This window comes from Pseudomonas sp. 7SR1 (assembly GCF_900156465.1).
Lineage (GTDB): Bacteria > Pseudomonadota > Gammaproteobacteria > Pseudomonadales > Pseudomonadaceae > Aquipseudomonas.
Window position 1 is genome coordinate 2,422,692 of record NZ_LT707064.1, and the last position, 20,899, is coordinate 2,443,590.

Sequence of the window (20,899 nt, forward strand, 5' to 3'; positions counted from 1 at the left end):
AGGGCGGTCTCCTCGAGACTCACTGCCCGAACAACACCTTCAGTCCCTCAGGCGAGGTCAGCATCCCATCGCCGTCATGCCCCACCCCGGGTACTTCGATCAGCCGCTGGTTCAGGCCAACGGGATGACGTCGGGTCAGATAGTCGAAGAAGAAGTGCCCGCGCAGCAGGCGATACGGGCCCTGGGTCTGGGCCTCGCAGCCTTTGTCCAGCGCCGGATGCTCCGGGTCGGTGTCCTGCTGTCCCAACAGATAGACGATGTCGCGTTTGATGTAGTGCTCTTCCAGCTGGGCGGGCGTCTGCCCGGCGGCATAGGCGGGCAAGTTCTGCAGGCCATATTTCCACTGGTCGAAGCCGGGGCAGCTGGCGGGGGCGAAGGCCATGGGCCGTTGCGCATCGAAATAGGCATAGGAAGACGGGTTGGCGACGACGAAGCGCGGGGAAATCCGGAACGGCCCCCGGGCGAGCAGGGCGTAGCGCTGGACCACCTGGGCCCCGCCGGAATGACCTGCGATGACGATCTCCTTCACGTCGGGAAACTGCTGCCGGTCACTGACCCGGGCCACGATGTCGTCGAGCACCTGGAAGGAGCTCAGCGGATGCGGCCCCGTGGACAAGCCGCCGGCCATCCATTCATTGCCTTGCCAGCGCAGGAGTTCGGCGGGCAGTTGGTGGCGCAGCACATCCTGTTCGTTGAGAAACTGCGGGGCGATGATCAAGGTCGTGGCCAGTTGCCCGGCCTGCCCGGCGGCTTTTTCGGCGCTGTGCAGATAGGTCTCGGCATTGCGCAGCCGGCCGTGGACGATGATCAGCACCCGTTGGATGGAGGCCGGAGGCGGGCCCACGGCCACGACCATGGCGCCCCCCTTGAGTTGCAGTCGCCCTTGAGCGACTGCGTGCACGGCGTGTTCGTCTGCCTGGGCGAGGGTGCCGCTCAGCACCAGCGCGATCAATGCGATCCACTTCATCTACAGGTTTTTCGCCGCGAAGGTGTCGCACTGGCTGACCTGGCCCTGGGCGAACCCGGCCTTGAACCAGCGCACCCGTTGCGCCGATGTGCCGTGGGTGAAGGAATCCGGTACCACGCGGCCCTGGCCTTGCTGCTGCAATCGGTCATCGCCGATGGCATTGGCGGCGTTCAAGGCTTCCTCGACGTCTCCCGGCTCAAGCCAGTTCAGGCGCTTTTGCGCATGGTTGGCCCAGACGCCTGCCAGGCAATCGGCTTGCAATTCCTGACGCACCAGCAGACCGCCGTCCCCTTCCATCTGCCGACCTTGCTGGCGGGCTTCCTGGATTTTCGCCGACACCCCCAGCAGCGTCTGTACGTGGTGTCCGACTTCATGGGCGATGACATAGGCCTGGGCGAAGTCGCCGGCGGCCGCAAAGCGCTGGGACATTTCCTTGAAGAAACTCATGTCCAGGTAGACCTGCCGGTCCGCCGGGCAATAGAACGGGCCGGTGGCCGAGGACGCCAGGCCGCAGGCCGAATTGACCCGACCGCTGAATAGCACCAGCTTGGGTTGCTGGTATTGCCGCCCGGCCTGCTGGAACACCTGGCCCCAGGTGTCTTCGGTGTCGCCGAGGATCGAGCGTACGAACTCCGCTTCTTCATCGTTCGCCGGTGGCGCCTGGCGGGTCTGGGAGGAGGGTGGTGCCGTCTGGTCCATCTGTCCGGCCAGTTGTCCGAGGATCTGCATGGGGTCCTGGCCGGTGATCCAGCCGATGCCGACGATCAGCAGGACGGCCGTCAGGCTCAGTCCCTTGCCACCGCCGAAACGCATTCCGCCTGAGCTGCCCCCATCACCACGGGCGTCCACCACGTTGTCACTGCGGCGACCTTTTTTCCATAGCATGTGGGAATCCTCTGATTGACCGTGTGCAGAGTGTTGTCGCTGGGCAGGTTTACCGCCAGTGCTCTCTGAAGCTTTCAGGCAACCATTGCCGGTTTTGGTTCATCGACACGAACCTCTACCCGGTTCCAGAATTTGAATTAAACTCAGCATATTTTAGAATCGACCAATCTTTCATCTGGAACCCCCATGGCCGGAAGTCAAATCGAACGGGTCTTCAATGTGCTGGAAAGCCTGGCCAGTGAACCTAGAGGCTGGCCGCTCCAGGGCCTGGCCGAAGAACTGCAGATACCGAAAAGCGCCACCCACCGCCTGCTCGCCGAGCTGATGCGCCTGGGTTATGTGCGGCAGAATCCCGAGAACCTGCGTTATCACGTGTCGACCCGGCTGGTCGCCCTGGGGTTTCGCTACCTCTCCCGTAGCGGTGCCGACATCGTGCAGCCAGTGCTCGATCGTCTGGCCCGGGAAAGTGGCGAACTGGTGCGCCTGGGCGTGATCGAAGGGGATCGCCAGACCTGGATCGCCAAGTCCCAGGGCGCACGGTCCGGCTTGCGCTACGACCCGGACATGGGCCGTGAGGCTCCGCTGTCCTATACCGCGTCGGGACATGCCTGGCTGGCGAGCATGAGCGACGTCGAGGCCCTTGGGCTGGTGGAACGCCAGGCGGCGCCGGTACCGGCACAGGTGGGGCCGAACGCTCCGCGCAGCCCGGCTGAGCTGCTCGAATACCTGCGCAAGGCCCGAGAGCAGGGGTACGCCTGTGTCGAGGAAAGCTCGGCGGTCGGTACGTCGGCCATTGCCGCCGTGGTGCGACATCCGTTGGACGGTCGGGTCGTCGGCGTGCTCAGCGTTGCAGGGCCCAGCGCGAGGATGACGCGGGCGCGGCTGCATGAACTGGCCCCGACCTTGCTGGCATTTGCCGAAGAGTTGTCGCAAGCGAGCCAGGCATCGGAGTTGTTCAGCTGAGTGCGTACTCGCAGGCGGGGCTCCGCATCGGCGTACCGACACGCCGTGTTTTCCATTTCACGCAACGCAGGGTATCCACATGACCGTCAGCACCCCGCTTTCCGGCGTCAACCAGGCCTTCAAGGGCATCCTGCTGATTGTCTGTGCCACCTTTCTGTTTTCCAGCCACGACGCCTTGTCGAAATACCTCTCGGGCTTCTATCCGATCGTCATGGTGGTGTGGGCGCGCTACGTGGTGCATACCCTGCTGATGGCGGGAATCTTCCTGCCGCGTTCCGGGCTGCGTGTCCTGCGCACCAGGCGTCCGCTGTGGCAGTTGGCTCGGGCCCTGTGCCTGCTGGGGACCAGCCTGTTTTTCACCACGGGGCTGCAGTACATCCCGTTGGCCGAAGCGACCGCGGTCAACTTCCTGGCCCCGGTGCTGGTCACCGCATTGTCGGTGCCGTTACTGGGCGAGCGGGTGACGCGAGGCCAATGGATCGCGGTGATCTTCGGCTTCATCGGCGTGCTGATCATTGTCCATCCCGGCGGCGACCTGTTCACCCCTGCGGTACTGCTGCCGTTCTGCTCGGCGCTGTTTTTCTGCTTCTACCAGCTGCTCACTCGCAAGCTCAGTGAGATCGACAGTCCGACCACCAGCAATTTCTTCGCGGGGTTGTGCAATACCATCGTGATGAGTGCGCTGGTGCCGTTCTTCTGGCAAGTGCCGAGCCTGCTCCATGGCGCGATGATGCTGGCGCTGGGCGCCTGCGGGATGACGGCGCACCTGATGCTGACCCAGGCCTTCCGTTTTGCCGCCCCGGCACTGCTGGCGCCTTTCGGATACTGCCAGATCGTGTTCGCCGGTCTGCTGGGCTGGCTTTTGTTCAGCCATACGCCGACCCTGACCACCGTGGCGGGGATCGTGCTGATCTGCTTGAGTGGGTTGGCGGCGGCGTGGCAGCAGCGGAGCAAGTAGATGCACCTGCCCGGAACGGGGAACGATGGGCTCTGTGGTGACGGGATAAATCCCCTCGCCACAGAGTGGGGTTCCAGTCTCGATGGCTAATCAGTTTTCCAGGGTTGGCACCTTGCGCGGCGCCATGAAGTACATCCAGATCAGCGCAATGAAGTACATGGCGGGGATCAGGGTGAACAGCACGGTGTAGTTGTTATGGGTCACCGTAAGGATGTGACCCACCAGCTGGGTCATGAACATCCCGCCGATGGCGGCGCACATGCCGCCGAAGCCGAACACGGTACTCATCATGTGCTTGGGGGTGTAGTCCATCACCAGGCTCCAGATGTTGGCGGTCCAGGCCTGGTGGGCGCCAATGGCCAGGGAGATGGCGAACACCGCCATCCACAGGTTGCTCGCACCGGCGGCCATGATCACGCCGACGATGCAGCAGGCGAACAGCAGCATGGAAACCAGCCGCGCCTTGATCGGGTCGAGGCCGCGGCCGATCAGGAACGAGGAGAGGATGCCGCCGCCCACGCTGCCGAAGTCGGCGGTGAGGTAGATGATGATCAGCGGGATGCCCATCTGGGTCACGTTGATGCCCAGGTTGTATTGCTGGTTCAGGAACGGTGGCAGCCAGTAGAGGTAGAACCAGAACACCGGAGCCGTGATCGAGTAGGCCAGGGCGAAGGCCCAGGTGCCGCGCATGCGCAGGATCCGGGAAAACGGTACGCGGACCTGGGGCGGTTCGACTTCGCGCTGGATGTAATCCAGTTCCGACTGTCTGACCGTGGGGTGGTCTTCAGGATTGAAGTATTTCAGGCCCCAGAACAGCAGCCAGATGCCGCCCAGCGCGGCCATGCACAGGAATGCGGCCTGCCAGCCCCATACGTGCAGCACCAGCGGTAGCAACATCGGTGTGAACATGGCGCCGACGTTGGTACCGGCGTTGAAAATACCGGTGGCCACCGCCCGTTCGCCCGCCGGGAACCACAGCCGCGTGGTTTTTACACAGGCCGGGTAGTTGGCGGCCTCCGTAAGGCCCAGGATGAACCGGCAGATCATGAAGCCCATTGCCGAAGTGGCCAGGCCATGAGCGCCGGTGGCCAGGCTCCAGAGCAGCACGGCGCAGAAGAACACGCGCTTGACGCCGATCCGGTCGATCAACCGTCCCTGCAGCACGAACCCTACGGCATAGCCCACCTGGAACCAGAAGTTGATGTTGGCGTAGTCCATCGCCGTCCAGCTCATTTCCTTGGCGAGGATCGGCTGCATGACGCCCAGGGCGGCGCGGTCGATGTAGTTGAGGGTGGTGGCGAAAAATACCAGCGCGAGCATGCCCCAACGGGTCTTGCCCACGGCCATGGCGCCGCGGATCTTGGCGCCGATGCCGCTGGTCGTGTCCCTCAGGCCGGCAGTCAGGAGGGAGCTTTGGGAAGGATTCATAGCATGTACCCGTTTTTGAAATTCTTATGGGTGAACGTATTGACCGTTGATTCCGACGGTCTGGCCGGCATCGACGTGGGGCCGATGGTGCGCAGTGGACAAAAAATCGTCAATTCGGTGATCGGCATTTCGTTCGATAATCGCACATAAAACTAACTGAATGGTACGTATTGAATTGCCGAATGAAGGGGGGCGTCCAATAATCGGCACACTAAAAAGGCGCCACGAGCGCTGTTCCAAGCGGCGCATTCTGTCGCCCATGCCTGTCCGGGAGCCCAAGCCATGCAGCGTTCCATTGCCACCGTTTCCCTGAGCGGTACCCTGCCGGAAAAACTCGAGGCCATCGCCGCCGCCGGTTTCGACGGGGTGGAAATCTTCGAGAACGACCTTCTCTATTACGATGGCAGTCCTCGGGAAATCCGGCAGATGTGCGCCGACCTCGGCATCGCCATTACCTTGTTCCAGCCGTTCCGTGATTTCGAAGGCTGCCGTCGCGATCGCCTGGCGCGCAACCTGGAACGAGCCGAGCGCAAGTTCGACCTGATGCAGGAATTGGGCACCGATCTGGTGCTGGTGTGCAGCAACGCCTCGGCCGACAGTGTCGGCGATGAGCGGATTCTGATCGATGACCTGCGCTTGCTGGCCGAACGGGCCGGCGCACGGGGTTTGCGCATCGGCTACGAAGCGCTGGCCTGGGGCCGGCACGTGAATACTTATCAACAGGTCTGGAACATCGTGCGCCAGGCCGATCACCCCAGCCTTGGCGTGCTGCTGGACAGTTTCCACACGCTGTCTCTCAAGGGCGATCCGCGGGCGATCGCCGAGATTCCTGGCGACAGGATTTTCTTCGTACAGATGGCCGACGCGCCGATCCTGGCGATGGATGTCCTGGAATGGAGTCGGCATTTCCGCTGCTTCCCGGGGCAGGGCGAGTTCGACTTGCCGGGCTTCCTGGCGCCGATCATCAAGAGTGGCTACACCGGACCGCTGTCCCTGGAGATCTTCAACGACGGCTTTCGCGCCGCGCCGCCACGGGCCAATGCCGCCGATGGCTTGCGCTCATTGTTGTACCTGGAAGAGAAGACCCGCCAGCGCCTGGCTGAAGAAGCCGCGCCCGCGAGCAATACCGATATTCTCTTCGCCACGCCGCCGGCCAGTGACTACAACGGCATCGAATTCCTCGAGTTCGCCGTGGACGACGCCCTTGGGGCCAAGCTGGCTCACTGGTTGGAACGGCTGGGCTTCGTCAAGGCCGGCCAGCATCGCTCCAAGAACGTCAGCCTGTTGCGCCAGGGCGATATCAACCTGATCCTCAACTGCGAACCCTATTCCTTTGCCCACAGCTTTTTCGAAGCCCACGGCCCCTCGCTGTGCGCCACCGCCCTGCGGGTCGACAGCAGCGCCAGCGCCCTGGCCCGGGCGGTGGCCTACAAAGGCCAGCCCTATCGCGGGTTGGTGGGGCCCAACGAGCTGGAACTGGCGGCGGTGCGGGCGCCGGATGGCAGCCTGATCTACCTGGTGGATCGGGGAACGGATGTCTATGCCACCGATTTCAACCTGCAACCCGGCGCGGTCATCGGGGCCGGGCTCAAGCGTATCGACCACATGGCCATGGCGTTGCCGGCGGACAGCCTTGACAGTTGGGTGCTGTTCTACAAGAGCCTGCTGGATTTCGAGGCGGACGACGAAGTGGTGCTGCCTGACCCCTATGGCCTGGTGAAGAGCCGGGCCCTGCGCAGTCGCTGCAGTTCGATTCGCTTGCCGCTGAACATTTCCGAGAACCGCAACACGGCGATCTCACATGCGCTGTCGAGTTATCGCGGTTCCGGGGTGCATCACATCGCCTTCGACTGCGACGACATCTTTGCCCAGGTCAGTCGTGCCAAGGAAGCTGGCGTGCCGCTGCTGGATATTCCCCTCAACTATTACGACGACCTGGCGGCACGGTTCGATTTCGATGACGAGTTTCTCAGCGAGCTGGCGTATTTCAACGTGTTGTATGACCGTGATGCCCAGGGAGGCGAGTTGTTCCACGTCTACACCGAGCCGTTCGAGGGACGCTTCTTCTTTGAGATCATCCAGCGCAAGAACGGCTATACCGGCTACGGTGCGGCCAATGTCGCGGTGCGGCTGGCGGCCATGGCCAAGTCCCGCAGCGGCGGTTTGCGGCACGCCAAGTTGTAGGTAAATCGTAACCGCGACGGTAAACGGCGACCCCGTGGCTTCCTTCACTGCACGGAGCGGCCCATAATCGCCAGCCTGTGCAGTGATGGCCGTGAGCCCACAATGACTATGAATTCAGAACTTCCCGCTGGACTCGACGAGCCTGTCGTCGTGCCGCGCAAGAGTCGCAAGAACAACCCGGAGAAAACCCGGGAGAACATTCTCCAGGAAGCCATCGTCGAGTTCGTCCAGCAAGGCCTGGCTGGTGCCCGGGTCGACGCCATCGCCGAGCGCATCCACACTTCCAAGCGCATGATCTACTACTACTTCGGCAGCAAGGAGCAGTTGTATGTCGAGGTGCTGGAAAAACTCTACGGCGACATCCGTAATACCGAGAGCCGCCTGCACCTGGCGGAGCTGGCACCGGTCGACGCGATCCGGCGCCTGGTGGAGTTCACCTTCGACCACCATGATCGCAATGTGGATTTCGTGCGCATCGTCTGCATCGAGAACATCCATAACGCCGAATACGTGAAACAGTCAGGCGCGATCAAGGCGATGACCAGCACGATCCTCGATTCCCTGGGTGTGATCCTGCGCCGGGGCGCGGAAGAGGGTGTGTTCCGCGCCGGTCTCCAGCCGCTGGATGTGCACCTGCTGATCAGTTCGTTCTGCTTTTACCGGGTGTCCAACCGCCAGACCTTTGGCGAGATCTTCCAGATCGATCTGTCGGACGAGAAGATCAAGCAGCGGCATCGCGAGATGGTCTGCGAGTCGGTGTTGCGCTACCTGCAACCCTGACCTCTTCTGGAAGCGAGCTTGTGTGGGAGCGAGCTTGCTCGCGATAGCGGTCGATCTAGCCCCACTGATTGCGGCCAGCACACCCTCATCGCGAGCTCGCTTCCACAACTAATTTCCACAAGCAATTATCACCAGGCTTCAGTGATTCATGCTTTGGAAGTGCTCCAGCATCCGCTGCGCATCCGGGGCCACGCCACTGAACAGTTCGAATGCCTTGACCGCCTGGAATACCGCCATGTTGCCACCATCCAGGGTGCGGCAGCCCAGGGCGCGGGCGTTGCGCAGCAGTTCGGTTTCCAGCGGGAAGTAGACGATTTCCGCGACCCACAGATCGCCCCTCAGCAAACCGGCCGGCACCGGCGTGCCGGGCAGCTTCGCCATGCCCATGGGGGTGGTATTCACCAGGCCATCCGCCTCGGCCATGGCGCTGGCCAGATCGTGGCCGACCCGGGCTCGATCAGCGCCGAAGTGCTGGTTCAGGTTGTTCGCCAGGGCTTCGGCACGGCTGGCGTCCACATCGAAGAGGCTCAATGTCTGTACGCCTTCGGCCAACAACGCATGGGCGACAGCCGCACCGGCGCCACCGGCGCCCATCTGTACCACGCGTCGACGCGAAACATCGTTCAAGCCGCGGCGAAATCCTTCGGCGAACCCGAGGCAATCAGTGTTGTGCCCGATGCGCTTGCCATCCTTGAGCACCACCGTATTCACGGCGCCGATACCCCGGGCCTCGCAAGACAGCTCATCCAGCAGCGGGATAATGGCCTGTTTGCAGGGAAAGGTGATGTTCAAACCGGTAAAACTCATGCGTTCGGCCGCCGTCAGCAGGTCAGGCAGGGCGCCGCTGTCGAGTTTCAATGCATCGAGGTCGATCAGGCGATACAGGTAGCGCATGCCCTGGGCATCGCCTTCGCGCTCATGAAGGGTCGGCGTGCGGGAAGCCTGGATGCCCGCACCGATCAGGCCGGCCAGTACGGTGGTGTTCGACATGCTCATTGCCCCTTCAACCGCTGACTGAAATGTTCCAGGGCCATCCGATAGCCCTGGCTGCCGAAACCACACAGCACGCCGATGGCCACCGATGAGACGAAGGAGTGATGCCGGAAGGCCTCCCGGGCATGGACGTTGGACAGGTGCACTTCGATCACCGGGACTTCACTGGCGACCAAGGCGTCGCGGATGGCGACCGAGGTGTGGGTCCAGGCCGCCGGGTTGATGACGATACCGGCGCAGCGGCCGCGGGCGCCGTGGATCCAGTCCAGCAGTTCGCTCTCCTGGTTGGTCTGGCGAAACTCCACCGCCAGGCCGAGTTCGTCAGCGGTGCGCCCACACAACGCCGAGATATCCGCCAGGGTCTCGTGTCCGTAGGTAGCCGGCTCACGAGTGCCGAGCAGGTTCAGGTTCGGGCCGTTGAGCACCAGAACGATCGGAGGCATCGCAATTTCTCCACATTTTTATTGTTGGCGTCGGCCGGGTTTCAGCCGCTGGAGATAAATTGTACTAGATGGTTAATTTGGTCAAACAAAGCCGACGTCATCGGCCATTAAGTGTTCGATGATCGAACAAAGGCCATTACCGGTTTGGCGGGGGGCAAATTGTGGCGAGGGGATTTATCCCCGCTCGAGCGCGCAGCGCTCGCAAGCTTTTGCAGGACTCAAGAGCTTGGGGCTGCTTCGCAGCCCAGCGGGGATAATCCCTTCGCCACAGGGTGGTCCTTCACCACAAGAGGAAGGACTTACCGTCGGGTCAACAACACCCCGGATTCCATATGATGGGTCCAAGGAAATTGATCGAACAACGCACAACGCACGATGCGATGGGTGTCGTGCAGTTGCGCGATATTGGCGGCGAGGGTTACCGGATTGCAGGAGATGTACAGGATGTTCTCGAACCGCCGGGTCAGTTCGCAGGTGTCCGGGTCCATGCCGGCGCGGGGCGGGTCGACGAAGACGCTGCCGAATTCGTAGCTTTTCAGGTCGATGCCTTGCAAGCGGCGGAACGGGCGGACTTCGTTCAGGGCTTCGGTCAGTTCCTCGGCCGAGAGGCGCACCAGGGTGACGTTATCCACCGCGTTTTCGCTGAGGTTGCTCAATGCCGCGTTCACGGAAGTCTTGCTGATCTCGGTGGCCAGCACCTTGCGCACGCGGGTCGCCAGGGGCAGGGTGAAGTTGCCGTTGCCGCAGTACAACTCCAGCAGATCGTCGGTGCGATCTCCCAGTGCATCGTAAGCCCAGTTGAGCATTTTCTGGTTCACCGTGCCGTTGGGCTGGGTGAAGGCACCTTCTGGCTGGCGATAGCTGAACGTACGGCCGGCCACGTCGAGTTTTTCCACCACATAGTCATAGCCGATCACTTCCCGCTTGCCCTTGGACCGACCGATGATGCTCACGCTCAGGTCGCTGGCCAGTTTCGAGGCGGCTGCGTGCCAGTGTTCATCCAGGGGACGGTGATAGCACAGGGTGATCATCGCGTCGCCGGCCAGGGTCGTCAGGAACTCCACCTGGAACAGCTTATGGCTCAGCGGTGCGCTGGCTTGCCAGGCGGCCTTGAGTTGCGGCATCAACTGGTTGATGCGCAGGCTGGCGATGGGGAATTGCTCGATGAGGATCGGCGTGCGCTTGTCGTCCTGGGAGAACATCGCGTAATGCCGTTCGCCGGCTTCGCGCCACAGGCGGAACTCGGCCCGCAGGCGGAAATGCTGCAAGGGGGAGTCGAACACCTCGGGCTGCGGTGCATCGAACGGAGCCAGCAGGTCGCGCAAGCGAGCGACCTTGTCCTGGAGCTGGCCGGCGTAGGCCTGGGAATCGAAAGTCATGCGTTGAACCAACCCAACTTGATCACGAACAGAATCGACAGGATGACCAGCGCCGGGTTCAACTCACGGCCACGACCGGACACCAGCTTGATGGCGGTCCAGGCGATGAAACCGAAGGCGATGCCATTGGCGATGGAATAGGTGAACGGCATCGCCAGTGCGGTGATCACCACCGGTGCGGCAACGGTGATGTCGTCCCAGTCGATTTCCGCCAGGCCGGAGGTCATCAGCACGGCCACGAACAGCAGGGCCGGCGCGGTGGCGAAGGCCGGGACGCTGGCGGCCAGCGGCGAGAAGAACAGTGCCAGCAGGAACAGGACCGCCACGACGATGGCGGTCAGGCCGGTGCGGCCGCCGGCGCTGACGCCTGCCGCCGATTCGATGTAGCTGGTGGTGGTGGAGGTGCCCAGCAGCGAACCGGCCATGGCGGCGGTGCTGTCGGCGATCAGCGCACGGCCCATCTTCGGCATGTGCCCGTCCTTGCCCATCAGCCCGGCGCGCTTGGCGACGCCGATCAGGGTACCGGAGTTGTCGAACAGGTCGACGAAGAGGAAGGCGAAGATCACGCTGACCAGGCCGATGTCCAGGGCGCCCTTGATGTCCAGTTGCAGGAAGGTCGGGGCCAGGGACGGCGGAGCGGAAACGATGCCGCCGAACGGGGTGAAACCCATCAGGATCGAGACGATGGTCACTGCCAGGATGCCGATCAGCACCGCGCCGCGCACTTTCAGTGCCTCAAGGCCCACGATCAGGATGAAACCGAGGGTGGCAAGGATCGGCGCGGGCTGTTTCAAGTCGCCGAGGCCGACCATGGTTGCCGGGTTCTTGACCACGATGCCGGCGTTGTTCAGGGCGATCAGCGCCAGGAACAGGCCGATACCAGCGGCGATGGCCGAGCGCAGCGGCAGCGGGATGCTGTTGATGATCCATTCGCGGATGCGAAAGATCGACAGCAGGAAGAACAGCACGGCGGAAACGAAGACCGCGCCCAGCGCCACCTGCCAGGTATGGCCCATGTGCAGGACCACTGTATAGGTGAAAAAGGCGTTCAACCCCATGCCCGGCGCCAGGGCGATCGGGTAGTTGGCGATCAGGCCCATGACCGTCGAGCCGATGGCCGCCGCCAGGCAGGTGGCGACGAACACCGCGCCCTTGTCCATGCCGGTCTCGCCGAGGATGCTCGGGTTGACGAACAAGATGTAGGCCATGGCCAGGAAGGTCGTGACGCCCGCCAGGATCTCGGTCCGCACGTTGGTGTTGTGTGCCTTGAGTTGAAACAGCCTTTCCAGCATGTCTGCTCCCCGTGGCGCGCCGGGCGCCGTGAATGTATCGACCCCAACAGCAAAGCACAGGTCGCCGATGGCGCCCGTGAATTTGCTGCGGGTCGGAAAAAGCCGCGCATCATACCAGCAGGATGGCGTTATGGCTGCGATCGTCGCCGATGTTTTGCCAAGGCAATAAGTGGGCCATACTGCCCGCGGTTCCGGGAGATCTCTATGCATCGCATGAAAACAAACCTGGCGATTGCCATGGCTTGCACACTGGGCCTGTGGTGGCCCGCACAGGCGGCCAATGCCGCGTCGGCCGCGCCCTTGAGCGAGGTCAAGGTGCTCAAGGTCGAATCGCCGGCCTGTGGCTTCGAGGATATTTCGCAAGGACAGGCCCAGACCCGTTGCGACCATCGCGCGCCGAACATCAAGGTCTACGTGCTGGAGGTCGGCTATGGCCATCAGCCCCATGTCACGCTGGACGGCTTCGAGGTCGACGGCACTCGCTCGCCGGTATGCGCGTACAGCAACGGCAATCTCAACGATTGCACCGCCAGCACCAAGGTGGTCGGCTATCTGTACGTCTTCGACCTCAAGGACAAGCAGGAGGGCACCTTCAGTTTCAGCAACACCTCGATCAACGCACCGGGCAACCGCCTGTCGACCCAGTTGTACATCAAGTAATCTCGCCTGGCCGCGCAGGGCTGCCGAGGCTGCGATTTCCTTGCAAGGGCCCTGGGCCCGATCAAAAGATCGCCACCTTTGGCAGTGCCTACTAGGCTTTCAAGAGTCACCCAGCGGAGAGTCACCATGATGCCTGGAACCAGGATTCCCAGAGCCTTGATTGCCGTCGCCGAAGGCGTCGACGACCTGCAGGCGGTCACCCTGATCGATGTGTTGCGTCGGGCCCAGGTCGAAGTGGTCGTGGCGAGTATCGAAGGGCGGCGAATGCTCACCTGCGCCCGCGGTACCCGACTGACTGCCGATGGCATGCTGGTGGATATGCTGGTGCAGGATTTCTACCTGATCGTGCTGCCTGGCGGCATCATCGGCGCCCAGCACCTGGCGGCTCACCAGCCTTTGCAGCAGTTGGTCAAGGACCAGGCCGCCGCCGGGCGTTTCTTCGCCGCCGTCGCCGAAGCCCCGGCGCTGGCGCTGCAAGCGTTCGGTGTGCTGCGCCAGCGCCGCATGACCTGTCTGCCCGCCGTGAGTCAGCAATTGTCCGGATGCACCTTTGTCGACCAACCAGTGGTGGTGGACGGCAACTGCATCACCGCCCAGGGCTCGGCGGCCACCCTGGCGTTTGCCCTGACGCTGGTGGAACAGCTTTGCGGCAAGGGTGTACGGGCAGTAGTGGCGGCGGAGTTGCTGGCCTGAAGAATTTTCCTGGCGAGGGGTTTTATCCGCTGGGCTGCGAAGCGGTCCCGGGGTCGCTGGCAACAACATCGGCGAGCGCTGCGCACTCGATCGGGGCGCGATGTTTCGCTCAATCCCCTCGCCGCAAAAACCATGGACAGCGACGTTCACTCTGACTGGCCGGCATCGGGCAAGTCCTGCAGGTCTTCGCAATCGCCTTGAACGCTCTGCCTCTCGCTGAAGTCGTACCCCTTATGACGGCGGTTTCCCAAAACGCCGCGTGTACGACCAACCGTGAGGTGTCCCATGAGCGCGACCCTGTCCGAAGCGACGCAGGCGTCCTTCGTCCATCATCCGATTCGCCTGGTACTCAACGGCCAGGCGCGTGAACTGCAAGTCTTGCCCTGGACCACGCTGCTGGACCTGCTGCGCGAGCAGCTGGACCTGGTAGGCAGCAAGAAAGGCTGCGACCACGGCCAGTGTGGAGCCTGCACCGTGCTGCGCGACGGTAAGCGGATCAACGCCTGCCTGACCCTGGCGGTGATGTGCGATGGCGCCGAGCTGACCACCATCGAAGGCTTGGCCGGCAATGGCCTGCTGCACCCCATGCAGCAGGCGTTTATCGAACATGACGCCTTTCAGTGCGGCTATTGCACCCCGGGGCAGATCTGTTCGGCGGTGGGACTGGCCAACGAAGGCCGGGCGCGCAATCGTGGGCAGATCAGCGAACTGATGAGCGGCAACCTTTGCCGCTGCGGCGCCTACAACAACATCCGCGACGCCATCGAAGAAGCCTTGCCGCTCTGTCCCCGCCCGGAAAACCAGAGGGACGATCAATGAATCCTTTCCAGTACAGCAAGCCCGACACCGTGCAGGCGGCCATCGACCTGGCGAGCCCGACCTCACGCTTCATCGCCGGCGGCACCAACCTGCTGGACCTGATGAAGGAAAACCTCACCCGCCCCGCACACCTGATCGACATCACTGGCCTGCCACTGGCAGACCTCAGCGAAACCGCTTCCGGCGGGGTGATGATCGGTGCCTTGGTCAGCAATGCCGACCTGGCCTGGCACCCTTGGATCGAGCGCCGTTATCCACTGCTCTCCCAGGCGATTCTGGCAGGCGCATCGCCCCAGTTGCGTAATATGGCGAGCACCGGCGGCAACCTGTTGCAACGCACCCGTTGCTACTACTTCTATGACGCCGGCGCACCCTGCAACAAGCGCCAGCCCGGCAGCGGCTGTCCGGCCCGGAACGGCTTGAACCGGATCCACGCGATTTTCGGCGCCAGTGACCAATGTGTCGCGACGCATCCCTCCGACATGTGTGTCGCCCTTGCCGCGCTGGAAGCGGTGGTGCATGTCCTGGGCCGGGGCGGGGCGCGGACCATCGAGTTCGCCGATTTCCATCGCCTGCCCGGCGAGGCACCGGAGCGGGATAACCAGTTGGCCGACGATGAGCTGATCACCGGGATCGAATTGCCCGCCGCCGGTTTCGCCGGGCATAGCCATTATCTGAAGATCCGGGACCGTGCTTCCTACGCCTTCGCCCTGGTCTCGGTAGCGGTGGCGCTGGAGTTGGACGGGCCGATGATCCGCGAGGCGCGCCTGGTGCTGGGAGGCGTGGCCCACAAGCCCTGGCGCGACCGTGCCGTGGAGAATTGGCTGCGGGGCCAGGCCGTGAGTCGCGAGACCTTCACGGCCGCCGCCGATGCGCTGCTGCAAAACGCCGAGCCGCTGGAACATAACGGCTTCAAGGTCAGACTGGCGCGTCGGGCGGTTGTCCGGGCCCTGAGCGACGCCGCATTGGGAGGGCAAAGCCGATGAACACTTCGAGCAGATCCATGGGGCAACCGCTGGACCGGGTCGACGGCTTGCTCAAGGTCACGGGGCAGGCCCGCTATGCTGGCGAATACCCCGAGGACGGCCTGCTGCATGGCAGCGTCGTCTCTGGTACGATCGCCCGCGGCCGGGTGGTGCGCATCGATGCGTCCCGGGCCTTGGCGCTGCCCGGCGTGGTGGCGGTGATCGACCATACCAACCGCCCGAAGATCGCCAGCTACGACGAGCCCTACCAGGACGCCGATGCGGCGGACGGTTCGCCGTTCCGGCCCCTGTTCAACGATCAGGTCCTGTACAGCGGGCAACCCTTGGCCCTGGTGGTCGCGCAAAACCTGGAACTGGCCCGCTACGCCGGTTCGCTCGTTGAAATCGAATACGAGGCCCAGGAGCATCAGACCGACCTGGCCATCCTGCAAAACGAAGCCCATCCGGCGCCAGCCGAACTGCCCAAGCCCCGTGGGAATTTTCAGGGCGAATATGCGAGTGCAGCCATCAGTGTGGATGTCTCCTACAGCACCCCGGTGGAGCATCACAATCCGATGGAGCCCCATGCTTCCACGGTGCTGTATCAGCCTGACGGCAGCCTGCATATCCACGACAAGACCCAGGGCACGCAGAACTGCCAGGCTTATGTGCAGAAAGTCTTCGGCCTGGAGAAAGAACAGGTGCGGGTGTTCGCCGCCTTTGTCGGTGGCGCTTTCGGCTCCGGATTGCGACCCCAGTATCAATTGCCCCTGGCGGTGATGGCCGCGCTGGCGCTCAAGCGATCGGTGCGGGTCAGCCTGACGCGCCAGCAGATGTTCACCTTTGGCTACCGGCCACGGACCTTCCAGCGCCTGCAGTTGGGCGCAGCGGCCAACGGGCGTTTGCTGGCAGTGGCCCACACCGCCATCGGCCAGACGTCGCGTTTCGAAGACTTCACCGAACACGTGGTGGAATGGAGCGGCATGCTCTACCACTGCGACAACGTGCAGTTGACCTACAAGCTGGCGCCACTGGATGTCTACACGCCACTGGACATGCGCGCTCCCGGTGCGGCCCTGGGTTTGATCGGCCTGGAGTGCGCCATGGATGAACTGGCTTGCGCACTGGCGATCGATCCGGTCCAGTTGCGCTTGATCAATTATGCCGAGCGTAACGAGAACGAAGGCAAGCCGTATTCCAGCAAGCAATTGCGTGAGTGCTACGCCGAAGGCGCTCGCCGGTTCGGCTGGGGCCAACGCAATCCGGAGCCGCGCAGCATGCGCGAAGGCCGGCAACTGGTGGGCTGGGGCATGGCCAGTGGTGTCTGGGAAGCGATGCAACAGAAAGCCAGTGCCCGTGCATCCCTGGACGCCGAGGGCAAATTGACGGTCAGCAGCGCCACCACGGATATCGGTACGGGCACCTATACGGTCATGACCCAGATTGCCGCAGAGACGTCAGGCGTTTCCCTTGAAGATGTCACCTTTGTCCTCGGTGACTCCTCACTGCCGACCGCGCCGTTGCAGGGTGGCTCGTTCACCGTTTCGTCGGTGGGCACCGCGGTGCAACAGGCGTGCGCAGCCTTGAAGGAAAAGCTGCTGGCGGTGGCCCGACAAACCTGTCCGGACTTCAGCGGCGCGACAATCGAGCAAGTGACGTTCGCCGACGGCCAGCTTCGCCTGGGCGAAGCCAGCGTGTCCTTGGCGCAGTTGGCGCGCGACAGTGGCGAGACGCCGCTGCAGGCACAGGTCACCGCCGAGCCGGATGAAAAACGCCAGGCTTATGCCACCGCGACGCATTCGGCGGTGTTCGTCGAGGTGCTGGTGGATGAAGACCTGGGCACGGTCAAGGTCAACCGGGTGGTGAGTGCCATCGCCGCCGGGCGGGTGATCAACCCGAAGACCGCCCGCAGCCAGATCCTGGGTGGCGTGGTGTGGGGCGTCGGCATGGCCCTGCATGAAGAAACCCTGACCGATCATGCCCTGGGCCGGCCCATGAACCACAACCTGGCCGAGTACCACGTGCCGGTCAATGCCGACATCGGCGACATCGACGTGGTGTTCGTCGATGAGCACGACGAAATCGTCAACGCACTGGGTTCCAAGGGCGTTGGCGAAATCGGCATCGTCGGTGTGGCGGCGGCCGTGGCGAATGCGATCTATCACGCCACCGGCAAGCGGGTGAGGGATTTTCCCATCACGCTGGACAAACTGCTCTAGGCTCAGTAAGCAAAAGGCCTGCGCGACGATCATGCAGCGTTTAAAACCGGCTCGCCTGATCGCCGCCCGGCGACTTTTCGCAGGGCCTAGTCCTTCGGCTCGTGCATCCGGTCGCGGTTGGCCAGGGTCGGGAACAGCTTGATCCACACGCCAGTCACCAGCAGCGTGCCGACCCCGCCCATGACCACTGCCGGCACGGTGCCGAACCAGTGGGCGGTGAGACCGGACTCGAATTCGCCCAACTGGTTCGAGGCGCCGATGAACAGGCCATTCACCGCACTGACCCGGCCGCGCATTTCATCCGGGGTTTCCAGTTGTACGAAGGAGGCGCGGATCACCATGCTGATCATGTCCGCCGCGCCCAGGACCACCAGCACCGCCAGGGAAAACCAGAAGGACGTGGAGAGGCCGAATGCGATGGTGGCCACGCCGAACACGCCTACGGCGGTGAACATCACACGGCCGACCTTGCGTTCCACGGCGAACCGCGCCAGCCACAGCGACATCAGCAAGGCGCCCACCGCCGGCGCCGAGCGCAGCAGGCCCAGGCCCCAGGGGCCGGTCAGCAGAATGTCCTTGGCAAACACCGGCAACAAGGCCGTCGCGCCTCCCAGCAGCACCGCGAACAGGTCCAGGGAGATGGCCCCGAGGATGTCCGGGCGGCTGCGAATGAAGCGAATCCCGGCCAACAATGAATCCAGGGTGGCCTTGCCTTTGTTCAATGGCGTCTGGCGGGCGGGCAGGTTGAGCATCAGGCAGCAGGCGATCAGGTAAAGCACCACGGTCGGCCCATAGACCCAGACACTGCCAAAGGCGTAGAGCAAGCCTCCCAGCGCCGGAGCGACGATGGTGGCCGATTGCTGGGCCGATTGTGCGGCGGCCACGGCACGGGGGAACAGCTCGGCAGGCACGATGCTGGGCAGCAACGCCTGGGTGGTCGGCATTTCGAAAGAGCGGGCGGCCCCCAGCAGGAACGCGAGGATGAAGATCATTTCCCGGGTGACCTGGTCGGTGGCGCTGCCGATGACCAGTGCCAGGGCGATCATCGCCTGCACTGTCTGACAGATCGCCGCGACCTTGCGTCGGTCATAACGGTCGGCCACATGACCGGTGTGAAGCATGAACAGCACCCGTGGCGCGAATTCCACCAAGCCCACGAGCCCAAGGTCCAGGACATTGCCGGTCAGTTGGTAAAGGTTCCAGCCTATGGCGACGGTGAGCATCTGGAAGCCGCTGGCAGTGAAGATCCGGGCCAGCCAGAAGGCGATGAAGGGGCGATGGTGACGGAGCAGCAAGGGCGCTTGGCTGGGCATCTATGACGGGTCCGGTGATGAGGGCATCGAGATTATCACCAAGCTGTAACCGGAAGTTGCGGTTGCCGGAAAAAATAGTTAGCCAAGCATCAATCTTCCACACGCCACCGCTTTCTGTGGGCGAGGGGATTTATCGTGGCGAGGGGATTTATCCCCGTTCGAGTGCTTAGCACTCGCCAACTGGCTGAAATGGATGGGGGCTTTCTCGCAACCCCGCGGGGATAAATCCTCTCGCCACAAGGGACTTCACCATGCCCACAGCTCTGATCGGGCACTGAGACAACCTGTCACGCGACAAAAGACCACGCCGTTCATCGGCAATAATGCGACTACTCTTTGAGCATTGCTTGATCCAGATCAACACCGCTCCGAGGCGTTGGCCTGGAGGCCATCTGGCCAGATACCTGCGTCGTGACGGTTTTAAAAAGAACGATTTGAAAGGCATCGCACTCCATATCCGAGGGGCCGTGATGCAGGCCCCACCCGCAGCCGGTTTTACCTGACAGAGGAAGACTTATGTTCGGTTTGGAGGCGCTCGATCTCGCCCGGATCCAGTTTGCATTCACGATCTCGTTCCACATCCTGTTCCCGGCCATCACGATCGGCCTGGCGAGTTACCTGGCGGTGCTCGAAGGGCTGTGGCTCAAGACCCGCGACGACACCTATCGTGACTTGTACCACTTCTGGTCGAAGATCTTCGCCGTCAACTTCGGCATGGGCGTGGTGTCCGGATTGGTCATGGCGTATCAGTTCGGGACCAACTGGAGCCGGTTCTCGGACTTCGCCGGTGCGGTCACCGGGCCGCTGCTGACCTACGAGGTGCTCACGGCATTCTTCCTCGAAGCGGGCTTCCTCGGCGTGATGCTGTTCGGCTGGAATCGCGTCGGCCGTGGCCTGCATTTCTTTTCCACGGTGATGGTGGCGATCGGCACGCTGATCTCCACCTTCTGGATCCTGTCCTCCAACAGTTGGATGCAGACGCCGCAGGGGTACGAAATCGTCGATGGCCGGGTGATTCCGGTGGACTGGCTGGCGGTGGTGTTCAACCCGTCATTCCCTTACCGCTTGCTGCACATGTCTACGGCGGCGTTTGTCGCCACGGCATTCTTCGTCGGCTCCTCGGCTGCCTGGCACCTGCTGCGCGGTCGCGACAACCCGGCCATCCGCCGCATGCTGTCGATGGCGATGTGGATGGCGTTGCTGGTGGCGCCAATCCAGGCGGTCATCGGTGACTTCCACGGGCTCAACACCCTCAAGCATCAACCGGCGAAGATCGCGGCCATCGAAGGCCACTGGGAGAACGTCGGCAATGAGCCAACCCCGCTGATCCTGTTCGGCTGGCCGGACATGAAGGAAGAACGGACCAGGTTCGCGGTAGAGATTCCCTACCTGGGCAGCTTGATCCTGACCCACAGCCTGGACAAGCAGGTGCCGGCCCTCAAGGAATTCCCGCCCGAGGATCGCCCGAATTCGACCATTGTGTTCTGGTCGTTCCGGATCATGGTGGGCCTGGGGCTGCTGATGATCTTCACCGGTCTGTGCAGCCTCTGGCTGCGTCGTGGCGGCCGGCTCTATCAGTCGCGACCGTTCCTGCACATGGTGCTGTGGATGGGCCCGTCCGGGTTGATCGCGATCCTGGCGGGCTGGTTCACCACCGAAATCGGTCGCCAGCCCTGGGTGGTCTACGGCCTGATGCGCACGGCCGATGCTTCGTCCGGTCACAGCTTCGCCCAGATGAGCATCACCCTGGTGCTGTTCGTGGTGGTGTACTTCGCGCTGTTCGGTGCCGGCCTGAGCTACATGATGCGTCTGGTACGCAAGGGCCCGGTGGCCCACGAAGCCGAGCCGACCGATGGCGGCCCGGGCCAGAAACGCACCCCGGCCCGGCCACTGTCAGCCGCCAACGAAGGTGGCGACGATGTGGACCACAACGACCGCTCGAACAAGGGGAATTGAGT

General features: G+C 62.9%; 19 protein-coding genes. 11 read left to right on the plus strand and 8 right to left on the minus strand.

The window, feature by feature from the left end; genetic code table 11:
* Positions 1-19: 19 nt before the first annotated feature.
* Together BW992_RS11045 and ypfJ are read right to left on the minus strand one after the other, a co-directional pair.
* Positions 20-967: a hypothetical protein gene (locus tag BW992_RS11045; protein WP_072431384.1), complete on the minus strand. Its 948-nt coding sequence runs from the start codon at positions 965-967 to the stop codon at positions 20-22.
* On the minus strand, positions 968-1,852 hold the full coding sequence (gene ypfJ / locus BW992_RS11050) for a KPN_02809 family neutral zinc metallopeptidase (RefSeq protein WP_072395952.1): 885 nt from the start codon (positions 1,850-1,852) through the stop codon (positions 968-970).
* A 186-nt stretch (positions 1,853-2,038) separates the two neighbouring features.
* Between ypfJ and BW992_RS11055 the strand changes: the two genes are divergently transcribed.
* Both BW992_RS11055 and BW992_RS11060 read left to right on the plus strand, forming a co-directional pair.
* Positions 2,039-2,815 (plus strand): IclR family transcriptional regulator, encoded by a 777-nt coding sequence (locus BW992_RS11055; RefSeq protein ID WP_072395964.1) that lies wholly within the window; start codon positions 2,039-2,041, stop codon positions 2,813-2,815.
* Between the two features lie 79 nt (positions 2,816-2,894).
* Positions 2,895-3,773 carry a DMT family transporter gene (locus BW992_RS11060; protein ID WP_072395974.1) on the plus strand — a complete coding sequence of 293 codons (879 nt, stop codon included), beginning with the start codon at positions 2,895-2,897 and terminating at the stop codon, positions 3,771-3,773.
* 90 nt (positions 3,774-3,863) lie between these two features.
* Here the strand turns inward: BW992_RS11060 and BW992_RS11065 are convergent, their stop codons facing one another.
* A complete protein-coding gene (locus tag BW992_RS11065; protein ID WP_076406226.1) occupies positions 3,864-5,201 on the minus strand; it encodes an MFS transporter in 1,338 nt (445 codons plus the stop codon).
* A 3-nt stretch (positions 5,202-5,204) separates the two neighbouring features.
* Here BW992_RS11065 and BW992_RS26895 point away from each other — a divergent pair, with 3 nt between their 5' ends.
* From BW992_RS26895 to BW992_RS11075, 3 genes are all read left to right on the plus strand, one after another.
* Complete coding sequence (locus BW992_RS26895) at positions 5,205-5,351, plus strand: hypothetical protein (protein ID WP_156682195.1); 147 nt, start codon at positions 5,205-5,207, stop codon at positions 5,349-5,351.
* 132 nt (positions 5,352-5,483) lie between these two features.
* Complete coding sequence (gene quiC / locus BW992_RS11070; RefSeq protein ID WP_072395997.1) at positions 5,484-7,385, plus strand: 3-dehydroshikimate dehydratase QuiC; 1,902 nt, start codon at positions 5,484-5,486, stop codon at positions 7,383-7,385.
* 102 nt (positions 7,386-7,487) lie between these two features.
* Positions 7,488-8,165 carry a TetR/AcrR family transcriptional regulator gene (locus tag BW992_RS11075; RefSeq protein ID WP_072458841.1) on the plus strand — a complete coding sequence of 226 codons (678 nt, stop codon included), beginning with the start codon at positions 7,488-7,490 and terminating at the stop codon, positions 8,163-8,165.
* 138 nt (positions 8,166-8,303) lie between these two features.
* Here BW992_RS11075 and BW992_RS11080 read toward each other — a convergent pair whose 3' ends face one another.
* From BW992_RS11080 to BW992_RS11095, 4 genes are all read right to left on the minus strand, one after another.
* Positions 8,304-9,155 (minus strand): shikimate dehydrogenase, encoded by an 852-nt coding sequence (locus BW992_RS11080; RefSeq protein WP_172834634.1) that lies wholly within the window; start codon positions 9,153-9,155, stop codon positions 8,304-8,306.
* 2 nt (positions 9,156-9,157) lie between these two features.
* The gene (gene aroQ, locus BW992_RS11085) at positions 9,158-9,601 is read right to left on the minus strand and encodes a type II 3-dehydroquinate dehydratase (protein ID WP_072396011.1); all 444 of its coding nucleotides are present in this window, start codon (positions 9,599-9,601) and stop codon (positions 9,158-9,160) included.
* Positions 9,602-9,900: 299 nt separating this feature from the next.
* The gene (trmA, locus tag BW992_RS11090; protein ID WP_076406230.1) at positions 9,901-10,980 is read right to left on the minus strand and encodes a tRNA (uridine(54)-C5)-methyltransferase TrmA; all 1,080 of its coding nucleotides are present in this window, start codon (positions 10,978-10,980) and stop codon (positions 9,901-9,903) included.
* Positions 10,977-12,272, minus strand: coding sequence for an NCS2 family permease (locus BW992_RS11095; RefSeq protein ID WP_072396015.1), 1,296 nt, complete (start codon positions 12,270-12,272; stop codon positions 10,977-10,979). The genes trmA and BW992_RS11095 overlap by 4 nt, the downstream gene beginning before the upstream one ends.
* 213 nt (positions 12,273-12,485) lie before the next feature.
* On the opposite strand from BW992_RS11095, the gene BW992_RS11100 reads away from it, so the two are divergent.
* The 5 genes from BW992_RS11100 to BW992_RS11120 all read left to right on the plus strand — a co-directional run bounded on the left by BW992_RS11100 (position 12,486) and on the right by BW992_RS11120 (position 17,628).
* Positions 12,486-12,932, plus strand: a complete 447-nt coding sequence (locus tag BW992_RS11100; protein WP_072396100.1) for a DUF4879 domain-containing protein — start codon at positions 12,486-12,488, stop codon at positions 12,930-12,932.
* A 126-nt stretch (positions 12,933-13,058) separates the two neighbouring features.
* On the plus strand, positions 13,059-13,625 hold the full coding sequence (locus tag BW992_RS11105; RefSeq protein WP_076406232.1) for a DJ-1 family glyoxalase III: 567 nt from the start codon (positions 13,059-13,061) through the stop codon (positions 13,623-13,625).
* Positions 13,626-13,910: 285 nt separating this feature from the next.
* Entirely contained in the window at positions 13,911-14,444 is a 534-nt protein-coding gene (locus BW992_RS11110; RefSeq protein ID WP_072396019.1) for a (2Fe-2S)-binding protein, read from the plus strand.
* Positions 14,441-15,430 carry an FAD binding domain-containing protein gene (locus BW992_RS11115; protein WP_072396021.1) on the plus strand — a complete coding sequence of 330 codons (990 nt, stop codon included), beginning with the start codon at positions 14,441-14,443 and terminating at the stop codon, positions 15,428-15,430. Before BW992_RS11110 ends, BW992_RS11115 begins: the two co-directional genes overlap by 4 nt.
* A complete protein-coding gene (locus BW992_RS11120; RefSeq protein WP_072396023.1) occupies positions 15,427-17,628 on the plus strand; it encodes a xanthine dehydrogenase family protein molybdopterin-binding subunit in 2,202 nt (733 codons plus the stop codon). Before BW992_RS11115 ends, BW992_RS11120 begins: the two co-directional genes overlap by 4 nt.
* An 86-nt stretch (positions 17,629-17,714) precedes the next feature.
* Here the strand turns inward: BW992_RS11120 and BW992_RS11125 are convergent, their stop codons facing one another.
* Positions 17,715-18,941: an MFS transporter gene (locus tag BW992_RS11125; protein ID WP_072396025.1), complete on the minus strand. Its 1,227-nt coding sequence runs from the start codon at positions 18,939-18,941 to the stop codon at positions 17,715-17,717.
* Positions 18,942-19,457: 516 nt separating this feature from the next.
* Here BW992_RS11125 and BW992_RS11130 point away from each other — a divergent pair.
* Positions 19,458-20,897: a cytochrome ubiquinol oxidase subunit I gene (locus tag BW992_RS11130; protein ID WP_072396036.1), complete on the plus strand. Its 1,440-nt coding sequence runs from the start codon at positions 19,458-19,460 to the stop codon at positions 20,895-20,897.
* The last annotated feature ends 2 nt before the right edge of the window (positions 20,898-20,899 follow it).

Coding starts and splice junctions, on each gene's coding strand:
- BW992_RS11060 (WP_072395974.1), top strand. CDS start 2,895: ATGACCGTCAGCACCCCGCTTTCCGGCGTCAACCAGGCCTTCAAGGGC.
- trmA (WP_076406230.1), bottom strand. CDS start 10,980: ATGACTTTCGATTCCCAGGCCTACGCCGGCCAGCTCCAGGACAAGGTC.
- aroQ (WP_072396011.1), bottom strand. CDS start 9,601: ATGCCTCCGATCGTTCTGGTGCTCAACGGCCCGAACCTGAACCTGCTC.
- BW992_RS11115 (WP_072396021.1), top strand. CDS start 14,441: ATGAATCCTTTCCAGTACAGCAAGCCCGACACCGTGCAGGCGGCCATC.
- BW992_RS11045 (WP_072431384.1), bottom strand. CDS start 967: ATGAAGTGGATCGCATTGATCGCGCTGGTGCTGAGCGGCACCCTCGCC.
- quiC (WP_072395997.1), top strand. CDS start 5,484: ATGCAGCGTTCCATTGCCACCGTTTCCCTGAGCGGTACCCTGCCGGAA.
- BW992_RS11065 (WP_076406226.1), bottom strand. CDS start 5,201: ATGAATCCTTCCCAAAGCTCCCTCCTGACTGCCGGCCTGAGGGACACG.
- BW992_RS11100 (WP_072396100.1), top strand. CDS start 12,486: ATGAAAACAAACCTGGCGATTGCCATGGCTTGCACACTGGGCCTGTGG.
- BW992_RS11075 (WP_072458841.1), top strand. CDS start 7,488: ATGACTATGAATTCAGAACTTCCCGCTGGACTCGACGAGCCTGTCGTC.
- BW992_RS26895 (WP_156682195.1), top strand. CDS start 5,205: ATGTACCCGTTTTTGAAATTCTTATGGGTGAACGTATTGACCGTTGAT.
- BW992_RS11095 (WP_072396015.1), bottom strand. CDS start 12,272: ATGCTGGAAAGGCTGTTTCAACTCAAGGCACACAACACCAACGTGCGG.
- BW992_RS11080 (WP_172834634.1), bottom strand. CDS start 9,155: ATGTCGAACACCACCGTACTGGCCGGCCTGATCGGTGCGGGCATCCAG.
- BW992_RS11110 (WP_072396019.1), top strand. CDS start 13,911: ATGAGCGCGACCCTGTCCGAAGCGACGCAGGCGTCCTTCGTCCATCAT.
- BW992_RS11125 (WP_072396025.1), bottom strand. CDS start 18,941: ATGCCCAGCCAAGCGCCCTTGCTGCTCCGTCACCATCGCCCCTTCATC.
- BW992_RS11055 (WP_072395964.1), top strand. CDS start 2,039: ATGGCCGGAAGTCAAATCGAACGGGTCTTCAATGTGCTGGAAAGCCTG.
- BW992_RS11120 (WP_072396023.1), top strand. CDS start 15,427: ATGAACACTTCGAGCAGATCCATGGGGCAACCGCTGGACCGGGTCGAC.
- BW992_RS11130 (WP_072396036.1), top strand. CDS start 19,458: ATGTTCGGTTTGGAGGCGCTCGATCTCGCCCGGATCCAGTTTGCATTC.
- ypfJ (WP_072395952.1), bottom strand. CDS start 1,852: ATGCTATGGAAAAAAGGTCGCCGCAGTGACAACGTGGTGGACGCCCGT.
- BW992_RS11105 (WP_076406232.1), top strand. CDS start 13,059: ATGATGCCTGGAACCAGGATTCCCAGAGCCTTGATTGCCGTCGCCGAA.